At 72.9% G+C, this 22902-nt stretch carries 19 protein-coding genes; 17 read left to right on the top strand and 2 right to left on the bottom strand.

Annotation, left to right across the window (positions count from 1 at the left end; genetic code table 11):
• Positions 1–48: 48 nt before the first annotated feature.
• Complete coding sequence (locus tag ACFXKZ_RS22155) at positions 49–1050, bottom strand: LacI family DNA-binding transcriptional regulator (RefSeq protein ID WP_380002631.1); 1002 nt, start codon at positions 1048–1050, stop codon at positions 49–51.
• 396 nt (positions 1051–1446) lie between these two features.
• Here ACFXKZ_RS22155 and ACFXKZ_RS22150 point away from each other — a divergent pair, with 396 nt between their 5' ends.
• The 9 genes from ACFXKZ_RS22150 to iolD all read left to right on the top strand — a co-directional run bounded on the left by ACFXKZ_RS22150 (position 1447) and on the right by iolD (position 11485).
• On the top strand, positions 1447–2625 hold the full coding sequence (locus ACFXKZ_RS22150) for a Gfo/Idh/MocA family oxidoreductase (RefSeq protein ID WP_380002671.1): 1179 nt from the start codon (positions 1447–1449) through the stop codon (positions 2623–2625).
• Positions 2622–3509: a TIM barrel protein gene (locus ACFXKZ_RS22145; protein ID WP_380002630.1), complete on the top strand. Its 888-nt coding sequence runs from the start codon at positions 2622–2624 to the stop codon at positions 3507–3509. Before ACFXKZ_RS22150 ends, ACFXKZ_RS22145 begins: the two co-directional genes overlap by 4 nt.
• A gap of 192 nt (positions 3510–3701) precedes the next feature.
• A complete protein-coding gene (locus ACFXKZ_RS22140) occupies positions 3702–4697 on the top strand; it encodes a sugar ABC transporter substrate-binding protein (protein WP_380002629.1) in 996 nt (331 codons plus the stop codon).
• A complete protein-coding gene (locus tag ACFXKZ_RS22135; RefSeq protein ID WP_380002628.1) occupies positions 4694–5812 on the top strand; it encodes an ABC transporter permease in 1119 nt (372 codons plus the stop codon). Before ACFXKZ_RS22140 ends, ACFXKZ_RS22135 begins: the two co-directional genes overlap by 4 nt.
• The gene (locus ACFXKZ_RS22130; RefSeq protein WP_380002627.1) at positions 5809–6678 is read left to right on the top strand and encodes an ATP-binding cassette domain-containing protein; all 870 of its coding nucleotides are present in this window, start codon (positions 5809–5811) and stop codon (positions 6676–6678) included. Before ACFXKZ_RS22135 ends, ACFXKZ_RS22130 begins: the two co-directional genes overlap by 4 nt.
• A gap of 55 nt (positions 6679–6733) precedes the next feature.
• Positions 6734–7771 (top strand): 5-dehydro-2-deoxygluconokinase, encoded by a 1038-nt coding sequence (gene iolC / locus ACFXKZ_RS22125; protein WP_380002626.1) that lies wholly within the window; start codon positions 6734–6736, stop codon positions 7769–7771.
• Positions 7768–8685 carry an aldolase gene (locus tag ACFXKZ_RS22120; RefSeq protein WP_380002625.1) on the top strand — a complete coding sequence of 306 codons (918 nt, stop codon included), beginning with the start codon at positions 7768–7770 and terminating at the stop codon, positions 8683–8685. Before iolC ends, ACFXKZ_RS22120 begins: the two co-directional genes overlap by 4 nt.
• Complete coding sequence (gene iolB, locus ACFXKZ_RS22115; protein WP_380002624.1) at positions 8682–9584, top strand: 5-deoxy-glucuronate isomerase; 903 nt, start codon at positions 8682–8684, stop codon at positions 9582–9584. Before ACFXKZ_RS22120 ends, iolB begins: the two co-directional genes overlap by 4 nt.
• Complete coding sequence (gene iolD / locus ACFXKZ_RS22110; protein WP_380002623.1) at positions 9581–11485, top strand: 3D-(3,5/4)-trihydroxycyclohexane-1,2-dione acylhydrolase (decyclizing); 1905 nt, start codon at positions 9581–9583, stop codon at positions 11483–11485. The genes iolB and iolD overlap by 4 nt, the downstream gene beginning before the upstream one ends.
• Positions 11486–11576: 91 nt before the next feature.
• Here iolD and ACFXKZ_RS22105 read toward each other — a convergent pair whose 3' ends face one another.
• The gene (locus ACFXKZ_RS22105; protein WP_380002622.1) at positions 11577–12404 is read right to left on the bottom strand and encodes an inositol monophosphatase family protein; all 828 of its coding nucleotides are present in this window, start codon (positions 12402–12404) and stop codon (positions 11577–11579) included.
• A gap of 493 nt (positions 12405–12897) precedes the next feature.
• Between ACFXKZ_RS22105 and dnaK the strand changes: the two genes are divergently transcribed.
• From dnaK to ACFXKZ_RS22065, 8 genes are all read left to right on the top strand, one after another.
• On the top strand, positions 12898–14772 hold the full coding sequence (gene dnaK / locus ACFXKZ_RS22100; RefSeq protein WP_380002621.1) for a molecular chaperone DnaK: 1875 nt from the start codon (positions 12898–12900) through the stop codon (positions 14770–14772).
• Positions 14769–15296 carry a nucleotide exchange factor GrpE gene (gene grpE / locus ACFXKZ_RS22095; RefSeq protein ID WP_380002620.1) on the top strand — a complete coding sequence of 176 codons (528 nt, stop codon included), beginning with the start codon at positions 14769–14771 and terminating at the stop codon, positions 15294–15296. Before dnaK ends, grpE begins: the two co-directional genes overlap by 4 nt.
• The gene (locus ACFXKZ_RS22090; protein WP_380002619.1) at positions 15293–15589 is read left to right on the top strand and encodes an acylphosphatase; all 297 of its coding nucleotides are present in this window, start codon (positions 15293–15295) and stop codon (positions 15587–15589) included. The genes grpE and ACFXKZ_RS22090 overlap by 4 nt, the downstream gene beginning before the upstream one ends.
• A gap of 154 nt (positions 15590–15743) precedes the next feature.
• A complete protein-coding gene (locus tag ACFXKZ_RS22085; RefSeq protein ID WP_380002618.1) occupies positions 15744–16010 on the top strand; it encodes a DUF1876 domain-containing protein in 267 nt (88 codons plus the stop codon).
• Positions 16011–16438: 428 nt separating this feature from the next.
• Positions 16439–17248, top strand: a complete 810-nt coding sequence (locus ACFXKZ_RS22080) for a LuxR C-terminal-related transcriptional regulator (RefSeq protein ID WP_380002617.1) — start codon at positions 16439–16441, stop codon at positions 17246–17248.
• A 169-nt stretch (positions 17249–17417) separates the two neighbouring features.
• On the top strand, positions 17418–19454 hold the full coding sequence (locus tag ACFXKZ_RS22075; protein ID WP_380002616.1) for an AAA family ATPase: 2037 nt from the start codon (positions 17418–17420) through the stop codon (positions 19452–19454).
• Positions 19454–21979, top strand: coding sequence for a DUF4157 domain-containing protein (locus tag ACFXKZ_RS22070; protein WP_380002615.1), 2526 nt, complete (start codon positions 19454–19456; stop codon positions 21977–21979). Before ACFXKZ_RS22075 ends, ACFXKZ_RS22070 begins: the two co-directional genes overlap by 1 nt.
• Positions 21976–22887 carry a Pvc16 family protein gene (locus ACFXKZ_RS22065; RefSeq protein ID WP_380002614.1) on the top strand — a complete coding sequence of 304 codons (912 nt, stop codon included), beginning with the start codon at positions 21976–21978 and terminating at the stop codon, positions 22885–22887. Before ACFXKZ_RS22070 ends, ACFXKZ_RS22065 begins: the two co-directional genes overlap by 4 nt.
• Positions 22888–22902 lie beyond the last annotated feature (15 nt).

Here is a 22902-nt window from a genome sequence, read left to right as displayed (position 1 = left end):
CAGTGTGGCACCGGAGCGGACCGGGCACGGCAAAGAGTCGGTCAGCGCTCAACTCCTCGGCGCGCCGGTGCTGGTGCGGACGACCAGCTCGGGGTGCAGCAGGTGGCGGGCGGCCCGGGTGCGTTCGCCGCGCAGGCGCTGGAGCAGGGTCTCGGTGGCGAGCCGGCCCATCTCCTCCCTCGGTTGGTTGATCGTGGTCAGCCCGATGTGCCGAAGCCCGGCCAGATGGGTGTTGTCGTAGCCGATCACCGACACGTCCTGGGGCACCCGGACGCCGGCCTCGGACAGTTCGCCGATGATGCCGACCGCGTTGAAGTCGTTGGCCGCGACGATCGCGGTCGGGAGCGCGTCGCCGGCCAGGAGGGCGCGGGCGGCCGCGGCCCCGCCGATGTCGGTGTACTCGCTCGGCACCACGCGCAGGTGGCGGGCCAACGCCAGTCGCCGCATCGCCTGTTCGTAGCCCCGGCGGCGGACCGACGACTGCGAGCCGCCACCGCCGTCCACATGCACGATGTCGCGGTGGCCGAGCGCGGCCAGGTGCTCGACGGCCAGCGCCGATCCGGTGGCGCCGTCGTCGTTGACCGTGTCCACGTGCCCCGCCCGCACGCTGCGGGCGACCAGGACGGTGGGCACCTGGGACGCGGCCTCCTCGATCGCCGCGGTCTCCACCACCGGGCCGAGCAGGAGCAGGCCGGCCGGACGGAACTGGAGCAGGCGCTCGACGCTGCGGCGCTCGTGCGCGGGCCGGCGGCCACCGGTGCCCAGGATGATCTCCATGCCGTTGTCGTGCGCGGCGGCCTCTACGCCGTCGACCACCTCGGCGAAGTATGGGTTGTGCAGATCGGAGATCATCACGCCGAGCGTGCTGCTGTTGCCGGTGGCCAGCGTGCGGGCGTTGAGGTTGGGGCGGTAGCCCAACTCGCGGGCGGCGGCGAGCACGGCTTGCCGCCGGCCCTCGCTGACCTTGGGCGAGTCGCGCATCACCAACGACACGAGGGAGCGGGAGACCCCGGCGCGGGCGGCGACGTCCTCGAGGGTGGGACCGGACACTGATGCTCACCTTTCTCCCGGATGCGGCGTTGTCGATCCGACGGCGCGCCGTCGGCCGGGTCGGTGGCGTCGACTCGCGACGACGACTCCACGACGCCGACGTCACGGTGGGAGCGCGACCCGCACAACCGCGCCCCGTCCACCCGGCGTCCGAACCTCGACGCCGTGATCCCCACGATCCCCATGCGGCCGGACCCCGGTCACACCGGGTTCCCGACCGACAACCTGAACAGAAGATACACGCTTGGAGCGCTCCAAAGAATGGAGCGCTCCACTCCGGCGGGCCAGGGCTGTGGCGACCGACCCGACGAATGGCTGTAATACCCACCGATCCTGGTGTGTCGACCACGTTCGGCCAACGTGGCGGGTGACCCTTGACATGCTCGGACGGCGAGTATCAGTCTTGGGGCGTTCTCGGATTGGAGCGCTCCAAACAGTGGAGCGCGCCAACGCACGGAGTGCTCCGTCGGCCGGACCCGGGGAGGCTCCTCGATCGGCTCGGCTGCCAAGTTCCACCTGCCCACTGGAGAAATGAATCTGATGCGTATCGGAGTCGCAGGCGTGGGGCGGATCGGCGCGATGCATGCGCGCAACCTCACCGACCTGGAGACGGTCGACAAGCTCGTCCTGTTCGATCCCCAACCGGGGCGCGCGGACGCCCTCGCCCGGGAGATCGGCGCCGAGGCGGTCGCCGACCTCGACACCCTGCTCCGCGAGGTGGACGGGGTCGTGGTGGCCACGCCCACCGACACCCACCCGGAGATGGTGCGCCGCACCGTCGCCGCCGGCGTCCCCACGTTGTGCGAGAAGCCGATCGCCTCGGACGTGCCGGCGATGCGCGCGCTGATCGCCGAGGTGGAGGCGAGCGGGGTGCCGGTGCTGGTCGGCTTCCAGCGCCGGTTCGACCCGGCGGTGGTCGAGCTGAAGCGGCGCCTGGACGCGGGTGAGGTGGGTACGCCCTACCTGGTCCGCGCGGTCGGTCAGGACGCCGCGCCGCCGGACTTCGGCTACCTGCCCGCGTCCGGCGGGATCTTCCGCGACCTGCTGATCCACGACCTGGACGCGGTGCCGTGGCTGATCGGCGAACCCGTGGTCGAGGTGTACGCCGGCGGATCGGTGCTGGTCGACCAGGCGTTCGCGGACGCCGACGATGTGGACAACGCGGTGGTCATGCTGCGCTTCGCAGGAGGGGCGCACGCGGTGCTCACCGGCGGGCGGCACAACCCGGCGGGATACGACCACCGCATCGAGGTACTGGGCTCGGCCCAGTCGCTCGCGGTGGGTCTGGACCCGCGCACCCCGCTGACCTCGCTGGAGGAGGGCGGACCGCAGGCCGGGCCGGACGCCTACCCGGGCTTCCCGGAGCGCTTCGCCCGGGCGTACGGCAACGAGATGCGGGTGTTCGTCGAGGTGGTCGCCGGGCGGATGGCCAACCCGTCGCCGGTGCGCGACTCGCTGGGCAGCCTGATCCTGGCCGAGGCCTGCGAGCGGTCGCGGCGCGAGGGGCGCCCGGTGGTCCCGGAGCTGCCGGCCGTCGACCCGGCGGTGTCGGCGCTCGGCGAGGTGGCGCCGTGAGCGCCCCCGCGGGAGACGATCTGCGGCTCGCGGGCGCGCCGATCACGTGGGGGGTGTGCGAGGTGCCCGGTTGGGGCCCGATGCTCCCGGTGGACACCGTGCTCGGCGAGATGGCCGCTCTCGGCCTGACCGCCACCGAACTGGGCCCGCCCGGCTACCTGCCGGACGACCCCGCCGCGCTCAAGGGCGTGTTGGCCGGCCACGGCCTGACCCTGGTCGGCTCCTTCGCCGCCCTCGTCCTGCACGACCCGCACCGGCCGGCGCAGACGCTGACCGCCGCCGCGCACACCGCCGAACTGATCGCCGCGGCCGGCGGCGAGGTATTGGTGCTGGCCGCCGCCACCGGCCTGGACGGCTACGACACCCGACCCGAGTTGTCCGACGCGGAGTGGGGGCAACTGATCGCCACCACGGAGGAGATCGCCCGGATCGCGGCCGACCTCGGCCTGCGCGCCACGCTGCACCCGCACGTCGGCACCCACGTGGAGAACGCGGCGGAGGTCGAGCGATTCCTCCGGGACAGCAGCCTGCCGCTGTGCCTGGACACCGGCCACCTGCTGATCGGCGGCACCGACCCGCTCGACCTGGTCCGCCGCCACCCCGACCGGATCGGGCACGTGCACCTGAAGGACGTCCACGCGGACACCGCCGCGCTGGTGCGGTCCGGCGCGCTGACCTACGCCGAGGCGGTCGCACGCGGCATATACCGCCCGATCGGCGAGGGCAACGTCCCGGTCGCCGAGATAGTGGCGACGCTGCGCGCGGCGGGCTATCGGAACTGGTACGTCCTCGAACAGGACATGCGCCTCGGCGACGACCCGGCGGACGCGGACCTGCCGCGCCGGGACACCGCGCGCGGGCTGGCCCACCTGCGCGGCAACTGACCGGTGGGTGTCGGGCGCGGCGCGGCGAGCGGATTCGCTCGCCCGGTCGGGGTACGACACACCTACCGGGCCGGGTGCCCGGTACGCCGCGCACCCCCAGCCGCCCACGCACCCGAGCCGCGCCCAACCCTCACCCTCATCACCTCCCCCGAACCTCCCGAACCTCCCGAACGTCCTGACGAGGAGTATTCGATGCCCCGACGTTCCCTCGGATTCGCCGCAGCCCTCGGCGTGTCCGCGCTCGTCCTCGCCGCCTGCAGCAGTCCCTCCGGTTCGGACCCGGACGCCAAGAACACCGCGAACAGCGCCCCGACGATCGCGGCCAAGGGCAACAACACGGTGGCCGTGATCACCCACGGCTCGGCCGGTGACGCGTTCTGGAGCGTCGTACAAAACGGCGCGCAGGACGCCGGCAAGAAGCTGGGCGTCGACGTCCAATACCAGGGCAACGGCGACCCGGCCGGCCAGGCCCGGTTGATCGACAACGCGGTCACCCAGGGGGTGGGCGGGATCGTGGTCTCGATGGCCAACCCGGATGCGCTGGCCAACTCGATCAAGGCGGCCACCGCCAAGGGCATCCCGGTGATCACCATCAACTCGGGGCAGAGCAGGTCCGCCGAGTTCGGCGCGATCGCGCACGTCGGCCAGGACGAGTCGATCGCCGGCGAGGCAGCCGGCGCCAAGCTCAAGCAGGCGGGCCGGACCAAGATGTTGTGCGTCATCCACGAGGCGGGCAACATCGGCCTGAACCAGAGATGCGACGGCGCCAAGGCCGGCTTCGGCGGCGCGACGCAGACCCTCCAGGTCGACATCGGCAACCCCACCGACACCCAGGCCCGGATCCGCGGCGCGCTCCAGTCCGACTCCTCGATCGACGCCGTGCTCGCGCTCAATCCGCAGGTCGCCGCAGTCACCGTCGGCGCGGTCGGCGACGCCGACTCCAAGGCGCAGATCGCCACGTTCGACCTCAACCCCGACGTGGTCACCGCGATCAAGGGCGGCAAGATCGTCTTCGCGGTGGACCAGCAGCAATACCTCCAGGGCTACCTGCCGGTGACGATGATCAAGCTGTATCGGGACAACGCCAACACCGTCGGGGGCGGCAAGCCGGTCCTGACCGGTCCCGGATTCGTCGACAAGAACAACGTCGATGCGGTGGCCGGATACGCGCAGCGGGGGACGAGATGACCACGACTCCACCGTCGAAGCCCGCGCCCACCCCCGCGCCGTCGGTGCAGATCTCCGGCGGCGCCGGCACCGAGGCGCCCGGGCCCGCGCGCGCCGGCGACGAGCGGGTGTCGCCCGTGAGGCTGGCCCACCGACTGCTCGTGCGGCCGGAGTTGGGCTCGCTGATCGGCGCCGTGCTGGTCATGGTGTTCTTCTCGGTCGTCGCCGACGGGTTCTTCACCGCCGCAGGCGCCGCGACCTGGCTGGACGACTCGGCCACCCTGGGCATCATGGCGGTCGCCGTGGCCCTGCTGATGATCGGCGGCGAATTCGACCTGTCCGCCGGGGTGATGACCGCCTCGACCGCGCTGATCACCGCCATGCTCGCCACCCGCGCGGGCTGGTCCGTCTGGCCGGCGCTCGCGGTGTCCCTGCTCTTCGCCCTGGCCGTCGGCGCGCTCAACGGCTGGTTGGTGGTGCGTACCGGACTGCCCAGCTTCATCATCACGCTCGGCACGTTCCTGGCCCTCCAGGGCCTCAACCTCGGGGTCACCCGGCATGTGACGAACAGCGTCCAGGTCAGCGGGATGCGGGCCACCGACGGCTACGAGTCGGCCGGGCGGTTCTTCGCCTCGACGATGGCCGTGGCCGGCACCGAGATCCAGGTCTCCGTGTTGTGGTGGCTGCTGTTGGCCGCGCTGGCCACGTGGGTGCTGGCCCGTACCCGGTTCGGCAACTGGATCTACGCCGTCGGCGGCGCCCCGGTGAGCGCGCGCAACGTCGGCGTCCCGGTGGACCGGACCAAGATCGTGCTGTTCATGACCACCGCCGCGGCCGGGTGGCTGGTCGGCTCGATCAACATCCTGCGCTACACCTCGGTCCAGGCCAATCAGGGCATCGGGCTCGAATTCCAGTACATCATCGCGGCGGTGATCGGCGGCTGTCTGCTCACCGGCGGCTACGGGTCGGCGATCGGCGCCGCGCTGGGCGCGCTCATCTTCGGCATGGCCCGCCAGGGCATCGTCTACGCGAAGTGGAACAGCGACTGGTTCCAGCTCTTCCTCGGGGTGATGCTGCTCGCCGCCGTGCTGGTCAACAACTCCTTCCGGCGCCGCGCGGAAAGGTCCCGCCGATGACGAACACCACTCCCGAACCCCGGCCGACCGGCGCCGCACCGGACGCCCCCGCCCCGCTCGGTTCGGGTGCCACCCGAGCCGGCGCCGGGCACCTGCTCGAACTGCGCGGCGTGGGAAAGCGGTTCGGCAATGTGATCGCGCTCGACGACGTGTCCACCTCGGTCGACGCCGGCCAAGTCACGTGTGTGCTGGGGGACAACGGCGCGGGCAAGTCGACGTTCATCAAGATCCTGGCCGGCGTGCACACCAACGACAGCGGCGAATACCTCGTCGAGGGTGCGCCGGTGCACTTCCACTCGCCCCGCCAGGCGCTGGACCGGGGGATCGCCACGGTCTACCAGGACCTGGCCGTGGTGCCGCTGATGAGCGTGTGGCGCAATTTCTTCCTCGGCTCCGAACCCCGCAAGGGGCGCGGGCCGTTCGCCCGGCTCGACATCGCGCAGGCGCGTGCCGGCGCGCGTCGGGCGCTGCTCGACATGGGCATCGACCTGCGGGACGTGGAGCAGCCGGTGGGTACGCTCTCCGGCGGCGAACGGCAGTGCGTGGCGATCGCCCGGGCCGTGCACTTCGGCGCCAAGGTGCTGATCCTGGACGAGCCCACCGCCGCGCTGGGCGTCAAGCAGGCCGGAACGGTGCTGCGGTACATCGCCCGGGCGCGCGATCGGGGTCTGGGCGTCGTGTTCATCACGCACAACCCGCACCACGCGCATCCGGTCGGGGACCGGTTCCTCCTGCTCAACCGCGGGCGCAGCCAGGGCAGTTACACGAAGGACGAGATCACCCTGGCCGAACTCACCCGGCAGATGGCCGGCGGAGCCGAACTGGAAGCACTGGCCCACGAGTTGCATTCAGGGGCCAAGACATGACGGGTGCGCCGGAAGGCATGACGGCGGCGCGGGAGGCCACGACGGGGGTGCGGGCATGACCGGGCCCACGGCGGAGCCGGAGCGCGACGAGCCTTTCGACACCGAGCCCGAGGTGCTGACCGTCGGACGGGTCGGAGTGGACCTGTACCCGCAGCAGAGCGGCGTCTCGCTCGACCGGGTCGAGAGCTTCGCCCGGTTCCTGGGCGGCACCGCCACCAACGTGGCGGTCGCCGCGGCGCGGCTCGGCCGTCGATCGGCGGTGTTGACCAAGGTCGGCACGGATCCGTTCGGCACCTTCGTCCGCGACGCGCTGACCGGGTTCGGGGTCGATCCCGCCTGGGTGTCCACGCACGAACGGCTGTTGACTCCCGTGGTGTTCTGCGCGCTCGACCCGCCGGAGGATCCGCCGCTGCTGTTCTACCGACTGCCGACCGCGCCCGATCTCACGCTCACCGACGCGGACGTGCCGTGGGATCTGGTCCGTCGGGTCCCGGTGTTGTGGGTGACCGGGACCGGCGCCAGTGTCGAGACCTCGCGCGGCACACATCTGCGGATGCTGGCCGCGCGCGGTCGGCGCGAGCACACCGTGCTCGACCTCGACTATCGGCCGATGTTCTGGCCGGACCGGGACACCGCCTCGCGGCACATCGGCGCGCTCGTGGACGAGGCCACCGTGGTGGTGGGCAACCGGGCCGAGGTGGAGATCGCGGTCGGCACGGCCGATCCGGACGAGGCCGCGCGGCGGTTGCTGGCTCGGGGGGTGCGGCTGGCCCTGGTCAAGAAGGGCGCCGAGGGTGTTCTGGTGGCCACCGCCGAGGGCAGCCACACGGTGGCGCCGCGCCGGGTCGAGGTGGTGTGCGGGCTCGGCGCGGGCGACGCGTTCGGGGGCGCGCTCGTGCACGGCCTGCTGTCCGGGTGGGATCCGGTACGGATCGCCGAATTCGCCAACGCCGCCGGGGCGCTGGTGGCGGGACGGCTCGCGTGTGCGGACGCGATGCCGACGCCGGGGGAGATAGCGGAACTGCTGAGCGCACACGCGACGAATGTGAACCACCCGATCGTGAACCACCCGATGTTGGAGACCCGAACGTGATCAGCGACCACGACTGGAACACCCTGCTCGCGACCCGGGCGAATCGGCCCGACGCGGTGCTCGCCGCGTACGACGAGCGCCGTCGCCGACCGAGCCTGCTCTCCCCGCACGGCACCCTCTTCCTGGTCGCCGCCGACCACCCCGGCCGCGGCTCGCTGGGGGTGGGCGGCGACGCGCTCGCCATGGCCGACCGGCGCGACCTCCTCGACCGATTGGTCACCGCCCTGGAACACCCGGACGTGGACGGGGTGTTGGGCACACCCGACGTGATCGAGGAGCTGCTGCTCCTGGGTGTCCTCGAGGACAAGGTGGTGATCGGGTCGATGAACCGGGGCGGCCTGGCCGGCGCGTCCTGGGAGATCGACGACCGGTTCACCGGGTACGACGCCGAGGCCATCGACCGCTACCGGCTCGACGGCGGCAAGATGTTGTTGCGCATCGTGGACGCCGACGCCGGCACGATACCCACCCTGGAGGGTTGCGCGCGGGCGGTGAGCGAGCTGGCCGACCGGGGGATCCGGGCGATGATCGAACCGCTGCCCTATCGGCGCGACACGTCCGGGCGGCTGGTTCTGGATCGGTCGACCGGGGCCAACGTGCGGGCCGTGACGGTCGCCTCCGCGCTGGGGACGACCTCGGCCTACACCTGGCTGAAGCTGCCCGCGACCGATGAGCCGGACAAGGTGGCCGGCGCCACGACCCTGCCGACCGTGGTGCTGGGCGGTGTGCCGTCGGCCGATCCGGAGGCCGACCTGTCCTCGTGGGGCCGGGCGCTCGCGCAGCCTGCGGTGCGCGGCCTGGTGGTGGGCCGGGCGCTGCTGTATCCGGCCGACGGGGACGTGCGCGGCGCGGTGGACGCCGCGGCGCGGATCCTGCGCGCGGCCAACCCGCGTGCGGCGGAGGTGATCGTGTGAGCGACCCGCGACTGTTCCACCCCTGGGGCACGGCGGGCGGGGCCGACGACCCGCTGCTGATCACGCCCGAACTGGCCGGCTGGCGCTACAGCGGACTGCGGGTGATCCACCTGCCGCCGGGGGGCCGGCGGGTGCTGGACACCGGCGACCACGAGGTGGCGGTGATCCCGCTGGCCGGTGGACTGACCGTGGAGACCGAGGGCCGCCGGTTCGAACTGGTCGGGCGCGAGACGGTGTTCACCGCGGTGCCGGACTTCGCGTACGTCCCGCGTGACGCGGAACTGCGGCTGAGCGCGACGCACGGGTGCGAGGTGGCGTTGGCCTCGGCGCGGGCGACCCGACGGCTGGATCCCGCGTACGGGCCGGCCGCCGGCGTGCCGGTCGAGGTGCGCGGCGCGGGTCGGGCGACCCGGCAGGCGAACAACCTGCTGACGCCCGACGCGTTCGACGCGGACAAGCTGGTGGTCTGCGAGATCCTGACCCCGGACGGCAACTGGTCGTCGTTCCCGCCGCACAAGCACGACGAGGCGAGCGCGCACGAGGTCGTCAACGAGGAGATCTACTTCTTCCGGGTGGCCGGCCGGGACGGGCGCACCCCCGACCGGGAGGGCTTCGGGCTGCACCGCACGTACACCGCCGACGGCTCGATCGACGAGACCGTGACGGTGCGCGACGGGGACGCCTTCCTGGTTCCGCGCGGCTACCACGGCCCGTGCGTGGCCACTCCCGGACACCACCTCTACTACCTGAACGTGATGGCCGGACCCGCCGCCGAACGCGCGATGCTCGCCTGCGACGACCCCGCCCACCACTGGGTACGGGACAGTTGGGCCGGACAGCCGGTCGACCCGCGCTGCCCGCTCACCTCGCCGCCCGTCCCCGACGGAGGAAGCCGATGACCTCCATGACTCCGATGACTGTGATCCCGACGTCCGGTGCCACCGTGCGGCTGACCACCGCCCAGGCCCTCGTGCGCTGGCTGATCGCCCAGGAGAGCGAACTCGTGGATGGCCGCCGAGTGCCGCTGTTCCCGGGCGTGTTCGCCATCTTCGGCCACGGCAACGTGCTCGGGCTGGGCGACGCGCTGCACGAGGCCGGTGGGCAACTGCCGGTGTGGCGCGGCCAGAACGAACAGGGCATGGCGCTCGCGGCGGTCGGCTACGCGCGGGCGACGCAGCGCCGCCAGGTGATGGTGGCCACGTCCTCGATCGGGCCCGGCGCGCTGAACATGGTCACCGCGGCGGGTGTGGCGCACGCCAATCGGCTGCCGCTGCTGCTCCTGGTCGGGGACACCTTCGCGAGCCGGGCGCCCGATCCCGTGCTGCAACAGGTCGAGCACTTCCACGACCCGAGCGGCACAGTCAACGACGCGTTCCGCTCGGTGAGTCGCTACTGGGACCGGATCACTCGGCCGGAGCAGCTGATCGCCACGCTGCCGCAGGTGGCCCGGGTGCTCACGGACCCCGCCGACTGCGGGCCGGTCACGTTGGCGCTGCCGCAGGATGTGCAGGGGCAGGCGTACGACTTCCCGGTCGCGATGTTCGCGCCCCGGCTGCATCGGCCGGTTCGCCCGCGTCCGGATCTGGGCGAACTGGCGGACGCGGCGGCGCTGGTGCGGGCGGCCGTGCGGCCGTTGCTGGTGGTGGGCGGCGGGGTGCGGTACGCGGACGCGGCGGCGGAGGTGCTGGCACTCGCCGAGGCGTACGGTGTCCCGTTCGCCGAGACGGTCGCGGGGCGTACCCTGCTGCCGCACGAACACCCACTGCACGCCGGGCCGTTGGGTGTCACCGGATCCGCGTCGGCGAACGCGCTCGCGGCGGACGCGGATCTGATCCTGGCCGTGGGCACCCGCCTCCAGGACTTCACCACCGCGTCCTGGACGGTCTTCGCCGCCGACGCGCGCCTGGTGTCGATCAACGCGGCCCGGTTCGACGCGGTCAAGCGCGGCGCGGCGCCGGTGACGGGGGACGCGCGGGAGGCGCTGCGCGAACTGGCTCCGCTGCTGGGCGATTGGCGCCCGGATCCGGCCTGGACCGCGCGCGCCGCGAGCGAACGCCGGGCCTGGGACGACGTGATCGACGCACTGCGCGCGCCGGGCGATCCGGCGTCGCCGCCGACCTACGCTCAGGTCGTGGGCGTGGTCAACCGGTTGGCCGGACCGCAGGACTACGTACTCACCGCCAGCGGCGGGCTGCCCGGCGAACTGGTGGGCGGCTGGCGGTCGATGGGCGCGGTCGGGGCGCCGACGATGGACGTCGAGTACGGGTTCTCCTGCATGGGCTACGAGATCGCGGGCGCGTGGGGCGCGGCGATGGCGCGGCCCGAGGGGGTGGTCACCACGCTCCTGGGCGACGGGTCGTATCTGATGCTCAACTCCGAGGTGTACTCGGCGGTGTTGTCCGGGCACCGGTTCGTCGCGGTGGTCTGCGACAACGGCGGCTACGCGGTGATCGCGCGGTTGCAGGAGGGGCAGGGCGCGGCGCCGTTCAACAACATGATCACCGACTGCCGGGGACCGGGCGCCGCGGCCGACCACCGGGTCGACTTCGCCGCGCACGCCGCCGCGTTGGGCGCGGAGGTGTTCACCGCCGACACGGTGGCCGACCTGGAGAAGGCGTACACGGCGGCGCGGGCGTCGCGGCGGCCGGCCGTGGTGGTGGTGCGCACCAGCCCGAACCACTGGACCGAATCCGGCGCGTGGTGGGAGGTCGGCGTCCCCGAACTCTCCGCCCGCCCGGAAGTGACGGCGGCCCGACACCGGATGGACGAGGCGAGAGCGGAACGTACGGCCCGGGGCTGACCGGGCCCGCGCCGCCGGGCTCGGGTGGATCGTTCCACCCGAGCCCACGTTCGCGCGAACAGGCCGCGAACAGGCCGTGATCAGCTCGCGATCAGGCCGCGATCGGGCGTGCCGGCAGGCCCGCGCCCGCTCGTGCCTCGGCGAACGAGCGGAGCAGACGGTCGTGGATTGCGCCGTTGGAGGCGACCAACTCCCCGTCGCCGGGCTTCCAGTCGTCGCCCTCGAAGGTGGTGGCCCGACCGCCCGCCTCGCGGACCAGGATCGCGCCGGACGCCCAGTCCCACGGACCGCAGCGCTGCTCCCAATAGGCGTCGAGCCGGCTCGCGGCCACCCAGGACAGATCGATGCCGGCGCAGCCCAACCGCCGCACGTCACGGGTGTCGTTGACCACCGACAGGAACTCGGCCAGGTTGTTGTCCGGGTCGGTCGCCCGGGACGGCGGGAAGCCGGTGGCGATGACGCTGCGGCCCAGGGTGCGGGTGTCCGAGACGTGCAGGCGTTTGCGGCCCTCGTACGCCCCGCGCCCGGCCTCGGCCCAGTACGTCCGGCGCCGCGTCGCGTCGGCGACCACACCCAGGGCGAGTCGTTCGCCGTCCCAGAACGCGATCGCGCAGGCGTAGTGCGGCAGTCCGTGCGCAAAATTGGTGGTGCCGTCGAGCGGATCGACGAACCAGGTCGGGCGACCGAGGTCCAACTCGGCCAGCCCGCCGCCCTCTTCGCCGACCACCGCGTCCTGCGGATAGTGGCTGCCCAGCCACGCCCGAACCAGTTTCTCCACGCGCAGATCGGTCGCGGTGACCAGGTCGGCGGACGACGACTTGAGCCGGATCCGCCGTGGTCGCCCGGCCCGGCGGATGACCTGGGCGGCCTCTCGGGCGACGCGCAGCGCCGCAAGCGTACGGGGGAGGGGGAAGACCACGGTGACGCTCCTTGCCTACGGCGCTCGATGAAACCGATGCCCGATCGACCACGGAGCACCCACCGGCCCCCACGCCCGACCCACGCCCCTCGCCCCACGCGAAGACCGCCCCGACACCGACTCGCCGCCCTGCAACTCCTTGCCCCAGCATTATGTCGACCCCCACCCCCCACCACCACCAAGTTGGCCCGCGCCCACATCGCTCGTGGTCGACCGGTCCCGGGCGCGGGGCCGTACCGCAGTCGTCGCCACGGGTGCAGGCTCGGCCGCGCACGGTGGCCGAGCCGATCCGATACCCGCTGCCGGGCGCGGTCACCGGGTGTGGCGTTTGTGGGAGTTTGGGGTGGTGGTTGGTGAGGGGTGGGTTGAGGTGGGGGTGGTGGGTCATGATGAGGGGGTAGTGGTATCCGTGCGGCCGGAAGGTGCGAGCGTTCGGCGGATGGGCCTGGGGTGGGTGGGGCGTCGGAGCGCGTGAGAGTCGAGGAGCCCCCTCATGGCACGTCCTGTTGGTATCGACCTCGGTACGACGAACTCGGTGGTCGCGGTTCTGGAGGCCGGTGAGCCCACCGTCATCGCCAACGCGGAAGGGGCTCGGACGACGCCGTCGGTGGTCGCCTTCGCGAAGAACGGCGAGGTCCTGGTCGGTGAGGTGGCCAAACGCCAGGCGGTGACCAACGTCGAGCGCACCGCGCGGTCGGTCAAGCGGCACATGGGTGACAACACCTGGCACTTTCCCGAGACCGGCGACATCGACGGCAAGCGGTACACCGCGCAGGAGATCTCCGCGCGGGTGTTGCAGAAGCTCAAGCGCGACGCCGAGGCGTATCTGGGCGAGAAGGTCACCGACGCCGTGGTGACCGTGCCGGCGTATTTCGACGACGCCCAGCGGCAGGCCACCAAGGAGGCCGGGGAGATCGCGGGCCTCCAGGTGTTGCGGATCGTGAACGAGCCGACGGCGGCGGCACTGGCGTACGGGCTGGACAAGGTGCGCGACCAGATGATCCTGGTGTTCGACCTGGGCGGCGGCACGTTCGACGTGTCGCTCCTGGAGATCGGCGAGGGGGTCGTGGAGGTCAAGGCCACGCACGGCGACACGCATCTCGGTGGCGACGACTGGGACCAGCGGGTGATGGATCACCTGGTCAAGCAGTTCAAGAACGCGCACGGGATCGACCTGTCCAAGGACAAGATGGCGGTACAGCGGCTGCGCGAGGCGGCGGAGAAGGCCAAGGTCGAGTTGTCCAGCGCGACCGAGACGTCGATCAACCTGCCCTACATCACCGCGTCGCCCGAGGGCCCGCTGCATTTGGACGAGAAGCTGACCCGGGCCCAGTTCCAGCAGCTCACGGCGGACCTGCTCCAGCGCTGCCGGGCCCCGTTCCACGCGGCGATCGACGACGCGGGGATCTCGGTCGAGAAGGTCGATCAGGTGGTCCTGGTCGGCGGGTCGACCCGGATGCCGGCCGTGACGGAGCTGGTCCGGGAGCTGACCGGCGGCAAGGAGCCGAACAAGGGCGTCAACCCGGACGAGGTCGTGGCCGTCGGCGCCGCGCTCCAGGCGGGTGTGTTGAAGGGTGAGGTCAAGGACGTCCTGCTGTTGGACGTCACCCCGCTGTCCCTCGGTATCGAGACCAAGGGCGGCATCATGACCAAGCTGATCGAGCGCAACACCACGATCCCGACCAAGCGTTCGGAGATCTTCACCACGGCGGACGACAATCAGCCGTCGGTGCAGATCCAGGTGTTCCAGGGTGAGCGCGAGATCGCCGCGTACAACAAGCGGCTGGGCATGTTCGAGCTGACCGGTCTGCCGCCGGCCCCGCGCGGGTTGCCGCAGATCGAGGTGATGTTCGACATCGACGCGAACGGCATCGTGCACGTGTCCGCGAAGGACCTGGGCACGGGCAAGGAGCAGTCGATGACCATCACCGGCGGCTCCAGTCTGCCGAAGGACGACATCGACCGGATGATGCGCGAGGCGGAGGCGCACGCGGAGGAGGACCACCAGCGGCGGGAGACCGCGGAGACCCGCAACCAGGCCGAGCAACTGGTGTACAGCACCGAGAAGTTCCTCAAGGACAACGGGGACAAGGTGCCGGCGGACGTCAAGGGCGAGGTGGAGACGGCGCTGACCGCGCTCCGCGAGGCGCTCGCGGGCGAGGACACGGCCGCGATCCGCGAGGCGGCGGAACGGGTGAGCACGGTCAGCCAGAAGCTGGGCACCGCGATGTACGCGAACGCCCAGCCGGGCGCGGAAGGCGCGGCCGGCGCCGCGGGCGGCACCGCGGCCGGGGCCGACGCCGACGAGGACGAGGTCGTCGACGCCGAGATCGTCGACGACGACAAACGCGGAGGTGGGACCGCATGAACCGGATCTCTCCCGGCCCGGGGCTGCTGCCGGTTCCGGCCGGGCAGCCACCGTCGCCGGTCCTGGCGTCGCTGCTGGCCGAGATCGCGGCGCAGCGTGAGCAGGTGAGCGAGCGGGTGGACGAGTTGTGCCGGCTCCGGGCGGACTACGACGGCTATCGGCGGCACGTACGGCGGGACCGACTGGCGGTGCGGGAGGCGGCGCTGGCCAATGTGCTCACGCCGCTGCTCCCGGTAGTGGACGGCTTCGACCGGGCGCGGGCCGCCGGTGATCTGACGCCGGGGGTGGCGAGTGTCGTCGACGCGTTGGAGGACGCCCTCGCGGCGCTCGGGCTGCGGGCGTTCGGGGCGGTGGGCGACGTGTTCGACCCGTACGTGCACGACGCGCTGGCGCTGCAGGTGGCAGCCGGGGTCGATCCGCCGATCTGCTCGACGGTGCACGAGCCGGGGTATCGGGTGGGCGAGCGGCTGCTGCGTCCGGCCCGGGTGACGGTGACCGGGCCGCCGGCGGCGGGTGCGCGGTGAGTCGCCGGCGGGTGGTCGTGTCGGGGGACGTGCAGGGCGTCTACTTCCGGGACACCTGCCGCGGTACCGCGGAGCGGCACGGTGTCGCCGGCTGGGTGCGGAATCTGCCGGACGGCACGGTCGAGGCGGTGTTCGAGGGCACGCCGGACGACGTCGCGCGGCTGACGGCGTGGATGGGACGCGGGCCGTCGTTGGCCATCGTCGACCGGGTGTACGTGTACGACGAGGATCCGGTGGAGGAGGGGCTGGTCGGGTTCGAGATCCGCCCGACACCGGTTCTGCGGCAACGATGAACGGGCCACCCGCGTGAGCGGGTGGGTCGGCTGCGTGAACGATCGCGGTAAAACTACCGATTCGTGGTGGATTGAACCATCCTGGTGGGAGGGGGTGAAAGCGGCGGCGGCAACCGAGTGGACCGACGGAGTCGGGGGCTTGGAGGCGACAGGTATGCAGATCGTGGGATGGCACATAGAGATGGAGTTCAAGGAGGACGGCAAGCGGACCGAGGCCGCGGCGCTGCTGCGCCTGCGCGACGGTACGGAGCTGCGCTCGCACGCGCACGCCAGCCGGTATCCGGACGACCCGGATCAGCCGGCGGTCGGCGAAGAGATCGCCGCGGCGCGGGCGTTGACCGACCTGACCCGGCAGCTGCTGGACAAGGCGGCGGGCGAGATCGAGTCGTCGACGAATCGGCCGGTTCACTCGCTCGCCTGAGCAGTGCGGGGCCGACCGCGCTCGACGGGGCCGGTGCCGACCGGCGGTTCGCCGCCGGTCGGCACGTACTCGCGCGCTCGGGCCGGGACGGCGGGCGGATGGGGGTGGTGGGCGGTTCGCGGGCCGGGCGCCGGGCGCCGGGGGGTGGGAGCCGTCGGTCGACATCGACTCGTCCGCCAGGCCGGGACGAGGTCCGATTCCGAGTGGCTCCCGTGTGTGTTCCGCGCGTCCAGGACTCTTTCGACGCCGGCTCGCCCGCCCGACCGGGATGGCGGGTGGATGACCGGCGGTGGCTCGTTGTCGGGTGTGTTCCGGAGGATTTGGTGGGGTATCCATTACGCGAATCTCTTGGTGTGATCGATTGATTACCTTGCGTGCTCGCGTGTTGATCGTCGTGGGCCGCGACGGCGGGGGGTAGAGCAGAGCCGATGAGTGTGGCGATCGAGGTACTCGTGATCACCCCGGTCCGGATCTATCGCGACGCCACCGTGCGGGCGCTCGCCGACGAACCCGCGTTGCGGCTGGTCGGGTCGGGCGGCTCCGCCTCGGAGGCGGTCGCCGGCGCACGACGGCTGCGCCCCTCCGTACTCCTGCTGGACCTGAGCACGCCGGACAGCATTCCCGCGATCCGCGCGATCCGACGCGGGACGCCGCAGACCCGGCTGATCGCGTTGGGCGTGGACGAGTCCCGCGACGACGTGATCACCGCCGCCGAGGCGGGTGTGGCCGGGTTCATCGGCCGCGAATACTCGCTCCCGCAGACCACCGCCGCGATCATCGGCGTCGTGCGCGGCGAGGCCTCGTGCAGTCCTCGGATCGCCGCTCTGCTGCTGCAACGCGTACAGTCCCCGACCGTCGCCGCGCAGCGCACCGTGTCGGCGCTGCCCGAGACGCTGACCGCGCGCGAACGGGAGATCCTGTTCCTGATCGCCGAGGGCAGGACCAACCACGAGATCGCCCGGGGTCTGTCCATCGGCCTGTCCACGGTCAAGACCCATGTGCACGCCGTACTGCGGAAGTTGCGCGTCCCGCACCGCGAGGCCGCAGCCGGCCTGCTGCGGGCGACACCCGCCGGCGAACCCCCCGGCCGCGCCCGGGTGGAGGCCGACGGCGCACCGGATCGAGCGCTCGGCGCACCGCGTGCCGTGCCGCCACCCGTGTGGGGCTCGCGCGCGCCGCGCACCCGGCGGGCGCCGGACCACGAACAACACACCGGTGGCGGGCCCACGACCGGATAGCCGGGTCTTCGGGGGGCGCGACGAGCCCACCCGATCGGGTGGACGACGCGCTCCATCCGAGGTGGAGGCGGGCGGAGCCGACCGACGGTCGAGGTCTACTCCCGCGCTCGGCAAAGATCGAACCGGCGGGTGGATGACGCGCTTCGGGCCGATGATCAACGATCACGACATGGCCGTTGCCGGCTCGATCGCTTCGAGCGCACCCGTGGTCCCCGACCTCTCCGACCTGGAGCGGTGGATCGCGGACGTGCTGGCCCGGGCGGTGCAGGCCAACGGGCCCGAATCGGCCGAGAGTTCGCTGGAACGCCTGTACCCCTCCCACGGCGAGGTGCGCGCGGCGCTGGCGGGTGGGCCGAGGCCCGCGCCGGTGCTGATCACCGGGCCGCCGCTGCCCGCCCACCTGGCGCTGCCGCTGGCCCGGCGCGGCTTCGACCCGTTCGACCTCGCCGCGCTCGCGCTGATCCTCGCGCCCGAACTCGACCCGGCGTACGGCCGGGCGATCGCCTGGCTGCAACGCGACTCCGGGCAGCCGTACCCGACGCTCGACCTGCTCGCCCGGCTGTGCTGCGAGACCGGGGAGGACCGGGCGGCGGTCGCGGTACGGCTGTCCGCCGCCGGTCCGCTGCTCCGGTGCGGGCTGGTGGAGCCGGTCGGCGGGCGTTCCGGACCCTCCTACGCGGGCGCCGTACGGCCCTCGGCGGTGCTGCTGCGCCGGTTGTTCGCGATCGGCCGACTCGACGACGCACTCGCCCCGTTCGCGACGCTGGACACCTACGCGCCGGTCGACGCGCCCGACCCGATCGCCGCCGCCGCGCTGGTCGCCCGGCTCGTCGGCGACGCGCCCTCGCTCACCCACCTGTCCGGCGCGCCCGCCGCGACCTGCCTGGACGTCGCGTGGTGGAGCGTGGCGCGGGCCGGCCGGCAGGTGCTGACCGCGCGGCCCGAAGCGCTCGCCGATCCGGCCCTGCTGCCCGGACTGGCCGCCGAGGCACTGCTGCGCGAGGCCGTACTCCTGGTGGACACGCACGCCGGCGGCCCGCCCGACGCGGTGTGGGAGCGGTTCACCCACGCCGTCGTGGTCGGCGGCCCCGACACCCTCGCGCCCACCGGTCCCGACGTGCCGGCCGAGCGGGTGGCCGCGCTGTCGGTTCGCCGTGCGGTGGGGGTGCCCGGCGGCCTGGCCACCGCCCTGGCCGCACACGGCGTCGAGGTCGCGAGCACGCCGGGCGCCGACCCGCCGGTCGGCTGGACCCACCTCGCCGGGCCGGAGTTGCGGCACACCCTGGACGCGGTCGCCGCCCGGGCTCGCGGTCGGGCCGAGCCCGGCACGCCGCTGCGCACCACCGCGGCCGAGGTCGTCGACGTCGCCGCCCGGGTCACCGGCGGCGAACTGGGCCGACTCGCCACCCGGTTGGGCACCTCCGACGACTGGTCCGCGCTGATCGTCCCCGACGACGTCGGGGAGCGGCTGCGTGACGTGTGCGCCCACCTGAGCGCCCATCGCACGGTGCTCGACGCATCCGGCTTCGCCGACCGGCCGGGTCTGGGCCGCGGCGTGTCGGTGCTGTTCGCCGGACCCAGCGGCACCGGCAAGACGTTCGCCGCGCGCCTGGTCGCGGGCCGGCTCGGGCTGCCGCTCTACCGCGTGGACCTGGCGTCGGTGGTGTCCAAGTACATCGGCGAGACCGAACAGAACCTGGACGCCGTGTTCACCGCCGCCGCGCGCACCGACGCCGTGCTGCTGTTCGACGAGTGCGAGGCGCTGTTCGGCAAGCGCAGCGAGGTGCACGACGCGCGCGACCGCTACGCCAACCTCGAAGTGGCCTATCTGCTCCAGCGGTTGGAGGACCACGACGGGCTCGCGGTGCTGGCCACCAACCTCCTGCACCACATGGACGACGCCTTCATCCGGCGGCTGACCTACTGCGTGCACTTCCCGTTCCCGCAGGCCGCCGAGCGGCGGCGGATCTGGCAGGGCGCCTGGCCGGCGGCGCTGCCCCGGGACGTGGACGTCGATCTGGGCGAACTGGCCGAGCACTACCCGCTCTCCGGCGGCCACATCCACAACGTCGCGGTCGCGGCAGCGCACCTGGCCGCCGCCGAGGGGCGCGCGGTGGACCGGGCGGCGGTGCTCCGGGCCATGGAGCGCGAATACGACAAGATCGGCCCGTCCCCGCAGGCCCCCGCCACGATCGGGGTGCGGTGATGGCGGCGCCGACGACGGCGGGGCACACCGCCGCGCACCTGCCGGCCGAGTTGGAGGCGCGGGCCGAACGGGCCCGGCCGCTGGACGCGGCGCTGCGCGGCTCGATGGAGCGCTCGTTCGGCACGTCCCTGGCCGACGTGGTCGTGCACACCGACGCCGACGCGGCGGCGTCGGCCGACCGGCTCGACGCGAAGGCGTACGCCGTCGGTCGGCACGTCGTGTTCGGCCCCGGACGCTACGACCCGCACTCGACCGCAGGCCGGGCGCTGATCGGCCACGAACTCGCGCACGTGGTGCAGCAGCGCCGCGGTGGCCCGCGGCCGGGCCCGCAGGGCGTGCACCCGTCGGGTACCGCCGCCGAAGGCGCCGCGCACACGGCGGGCGCCCGAGCCGCCGCCGGCCTGTCCGCCCCGGTTGCGGGCGGCACCGCGCCGGGGGTGTCCCGGGCGCCAAAGAACGGGGCGGAAGAGGAGGCCGAACGCGCCGAACTGCGGGAGAATCGCGCCGCGGCGATGGTCGCGCTGGGCGCCACCGAGGGCATCGCCCTGGAGGTCACCGGCGCCGTGGACACCCTGATCGGCCTCGGCTACGGAGCACATGACGCGGGCCGCCTCGGCGTGCGCAAGGCGGCCTCGCTGCTCGGCCTGTCGGGCGACCAGACGAAGCTGGTCCAGGCGTGGTACGAGGGAACCTCCGGCGGATTCGTCCTGGACGCCGTGCGCGACCGGGCCAAAACCGCGGAACTGGTCGACCCGTACACCGGTGTACCCGCGCTTTCGCCGGGGGTTACGAAGGCGGGCAACCTGACCGAGGCGTACTACGACCGGGTCAGCGGCGGCCACGCGCCCGACGACGGCAGCCTGTTCAGCGACCGCGAGCTGACCCAGATCGCCGTGCAACTCGGGGTGAAGACCATCCTCGCCTACACCGGAGGGGAGGAGGTGCTCCTCGCGCTCAAGGTGCTGGGCGTGGCGAGTTCGGTCGAGGCGATCCTGAACGCGATCAACGCCAATCCGCAGGGCTGGCCGTCCGATTCGCGGTTCTGGCTCCAAGTGGTCGGCGCCGTGCTCAACGTGGCCGGGCTGGCCGCATCGTCGGCGGGCAAGCGGTTGGCGGCGCTGATGCTCGACGCGGCGCTGTCCACGTTGTCGACCGCTCCGGCCGTGCGGAAGTTGTGGGTGGATTGGAAGGGCGCGCACGGCCCGGATCGCGACGCGGTGGTCGAACAGGACCTCAAGGAGGTGGTGCGGGCGCTGATCGCGGTGATGCACCAGATCCTGCTGCACGCCGCCGGCTACCGACGCTCGAAGGCACCGGGCGGCGGCACGGGCGGTACGGAGGGCACCGGCGGCCAAGAGCATGCCGGGCCGCCCGTGAAGCTGCCGCAGTCGGCCGCCGACGCGCATGCCGCGGGACCGCCGCCGGCGCCCGCGCACGTCGGTGCGGGAACGGCGCCGATCGCGCCGACCACGGCCGGCCCGGCGACACCCGCGCCACCCGCCGACGCGTCGGCGGCGACGCCGAAGCCGGCCGTGAAGTCCGGTGGGAAATCGGCCGGCGGGTCCGCCGGTGCCAAGGGGCTCGGCAGGAAGTCGCCAAGCAGGCCCAAGACCGCGTCTGCGGACCCGAAGCCCGCCCCGTCGACCACCGGGCCGGCTCCGATCGAGCCGGCGCCCGGTACGGCCGCACCCGCCGAGGCGAGGACGAGCGCCCCGAAGAGCGCCGCGAAGGAGGCAGGTGCGAAGGCCGCGAAAAAGGCCCCGCCGGCCCGGACTCCCGGCCGGGAGGCCCCCGCACAAAAGGCGCCCACACCGAAGCCGGCCGGGAAGAAGACCGCCGCGCGGAAGGCGTCCCCCAAGAAGGCCGCGGCCGAGCGGAAGACCGCCGGCAAGCCCGCCGCCGGCAGTATTCCCGGCGAGGTCGGACGGACCGAGGCCACCCCGGTCGAGCCGACGCGGCAGGACAGGCGGCAACTGGTCAAGGACGTTCGCGCCCGGGCCAAGGCGCTGCGGGCGGAGGCGCGGAAGGACCCGTCCGCCGTCGACCGCCTGCGCGAGCTGTACGAGGGCCAACCGGACCACGTGCTCGGGGCGTTGAGCGACGATCCGGTGGCCGCGCAGGTCCGGGACCGCCGCCGGGCGCAACAGCAGAAGGACGAACTCGCCAGGATCGACGCGAGCGACCTTCGCCCGCCTCACGAGGCCACGGTCCGCGTGCTCGACCCCGACGGGCGTGTCGTGCACAACGAGTCCCTGCGCAGCGGCGGCGTCACCCCCGAACAGCGTGCGGCCCGCGGCCTGAACCGGGCCAACCAGGACAGCCACACCGAGGCCAAGGCGGTGGCGCGGGTCCCCCTGACGGCCGGTCAGCGGATGTATATCACCGGTCAGTACGACCCGTGCGGCTCCTGCCGCGCCGCGATGCAGGAGGCGGCCCTGCGCAGCGGCGGGCGGATCAACTACTGGTGGCCCGGCGGGCCACCCGAAGGCATCTGGTTTCCGATCGGCTCCGGCGGTGCGCGATGATCGACATCCTCGACCTGATCATCCGCGAGACGCTGATCGCCGGCGTGCCCGGCCTGACCGGTGCCCGGATCGGGTTCCAGCCGCCCGACGACGACTGGCGGCAGCGGGTGGGCACGAGCCCGGGCGTGTGGGTCAACTGTGCGCTGGTCGATCTGCGCGAGGACCGGCACATGCGGCAGAACATCCGGCAGCGGATCACCACCGGCACGGTCACCGTGGAGCGGCCCGAGCCGGCGCGGATCCGCTGCCACTACCTGATCACCGCGTGGAACGCGGCCAAGGACAGCCCGCAGATGCCCGCGACCGAGCAGGAGCACATGGTGCTCGGCGCGGTCCTGGCCGTGCTCCTGCACGCCGACCCGCTGGTCGCCTCCGCCGTACTGACACCCGACCGACTGGCCGGGGTGCCCGAGGTGTTGCGCGAGGCGGAACTGCCCGTCGAGGTGGTGCCGCCGGAAGGGTTCGGCAAGCTTGCCGAGTTCTGGGGCACGGTCGGCCGGGCCACCTCGTGGCGCCCCGCCGTGTACCTGATCGTCACGATGCCGGTCCCGGAGGCGGATCGGCACATCGACGGCGTGGTGCACACCGTGCTCACCTCGTACGCGGGCACACCGCCCGACGGGTCCGCCGAGCAACTGGCCGACGTGGGCGGCCTGGTGCTCGACGCCACCGCCGGCCCCGGTGTGCCGCCGGTGCCGGTGGCCGACGCCCGCGTGGTGCTGCTCGACGCGGCGGGCGGCGAGGCGATGCGCGCCCGCAGCGGCGCCGACGGACGCTTCGTGGTGGTCGACGTGCGGCCGGGTGTGTACACCGCGCTGGTCACCGCCGCCGGACTGCCGCCGCCGGCGCCCACCCCCGTCCAGGTCCCCGGTTCCCCCGACGCGCTGATCGAACTGCGCTTCACCTGATCACCCGATCACCTG

Origin of the sequence: Embleya sp. NPDC059237 (assembly GCF_042754105.1) — a bacterium.
Classification (GTDB): domain Bacteria; phylum Actinomycetota; class Actinomycetes; order Streptomycetales; family Streptomycetaceae; genus Embleya.
The sequence above is the reverse complement of the archived record's forward strand: the minus strand, read 5'-3'. Positions and strand labels throughout refer to the sequence as shown.

Excerpts from the sequence above, each read along its gene's own strand:
- ACFXKZ_RS22080 (WP_380002617.1), top strand. The coding sequence starts at position 16,439 with ATGAGTGTGGCGATCGAGGTACTCGTGATCACCCCGGTCCGGATCTAT.
- ACFXKZ_RS22070 (WP_380002615.1), top strand. The coding sequence starts at position 19,454 with ATGGCGGCGCCGACGACGGCGGGGCACACCGCCGCGCACCTGCCGGCC.
- iolC (WP_380002626.1), top strand. The coding sequence starts at position 6,734 with ATGACCGGGCCCACGGCGGAGCCGGAGCGCGACGAGCCTTTCGACACC.
- iolD (WP_380002623.1), top strand. The coding sequence starts at position 9,581 with ATGACCTCCATGACTCCGATGACTGTGATCCCGACGTCCGGTGCCACC.
- ACFXKZ_RS22065 (WP_380002614.1), top strand. The coding sequence starts at position 21,976 with ATGATCGACATCCTCGACCTGATCATCCGCGAGACGCTGATCGCCGGC.
- ACFXKZ_RS22135 (WP_380002628.1), top strand. The coding sequence starts at position 4,694 with ATGACCACGACTCCACCGTCGAAGCCCGCGCCCACCCCCGCGCCGTCG.
- ACFXKZ_RS22075 (WP_380002616.1), top strand. The coding sequence starts at position 17,418 with ATGGCCGTTGCCGGCTCGATCGCTTCGAGCGCACCCGTGGTCCCCGAC.
- ACFXKZ_RS22140 (WP_380002629.1), top strand. The coding sequence starts at position 3,702 with ATGCCCCGACGTTCCCTCGGATTCGCCGCAGCCCTCGGCGTGTCCGCG.
- ACFXKZ_RS22085 (WP_380002618.1), top strand. The coding sequence starts at position 15,744 with ATGCAGATCGTGGGATGGCACATAGAGATGGAGTTCAAGGAGGACGGC.
- ACFXKZ_RS22130 (WP_380002627.1), top strand. The coding sequence starts at position 5,809 with ATGACGAACACCACTCCCGAACCCCGGCCGACCGGCGCCGCACCGGAC.
- dnaK (WP_380002621.1), top strand. The coding sequence starts at position 12,898 with ATGGCACGTCCTGTTGGTATCGACCTCGGTACGACGAACTCGGTGGTC.
- grpE (WP_380002620.1), top strand. The coding sequence starts at position 14,769 with ATGAACCGGATCTCTCCCGGCCCGGGGCTGCTGCCGGTTCCGGCCGGG.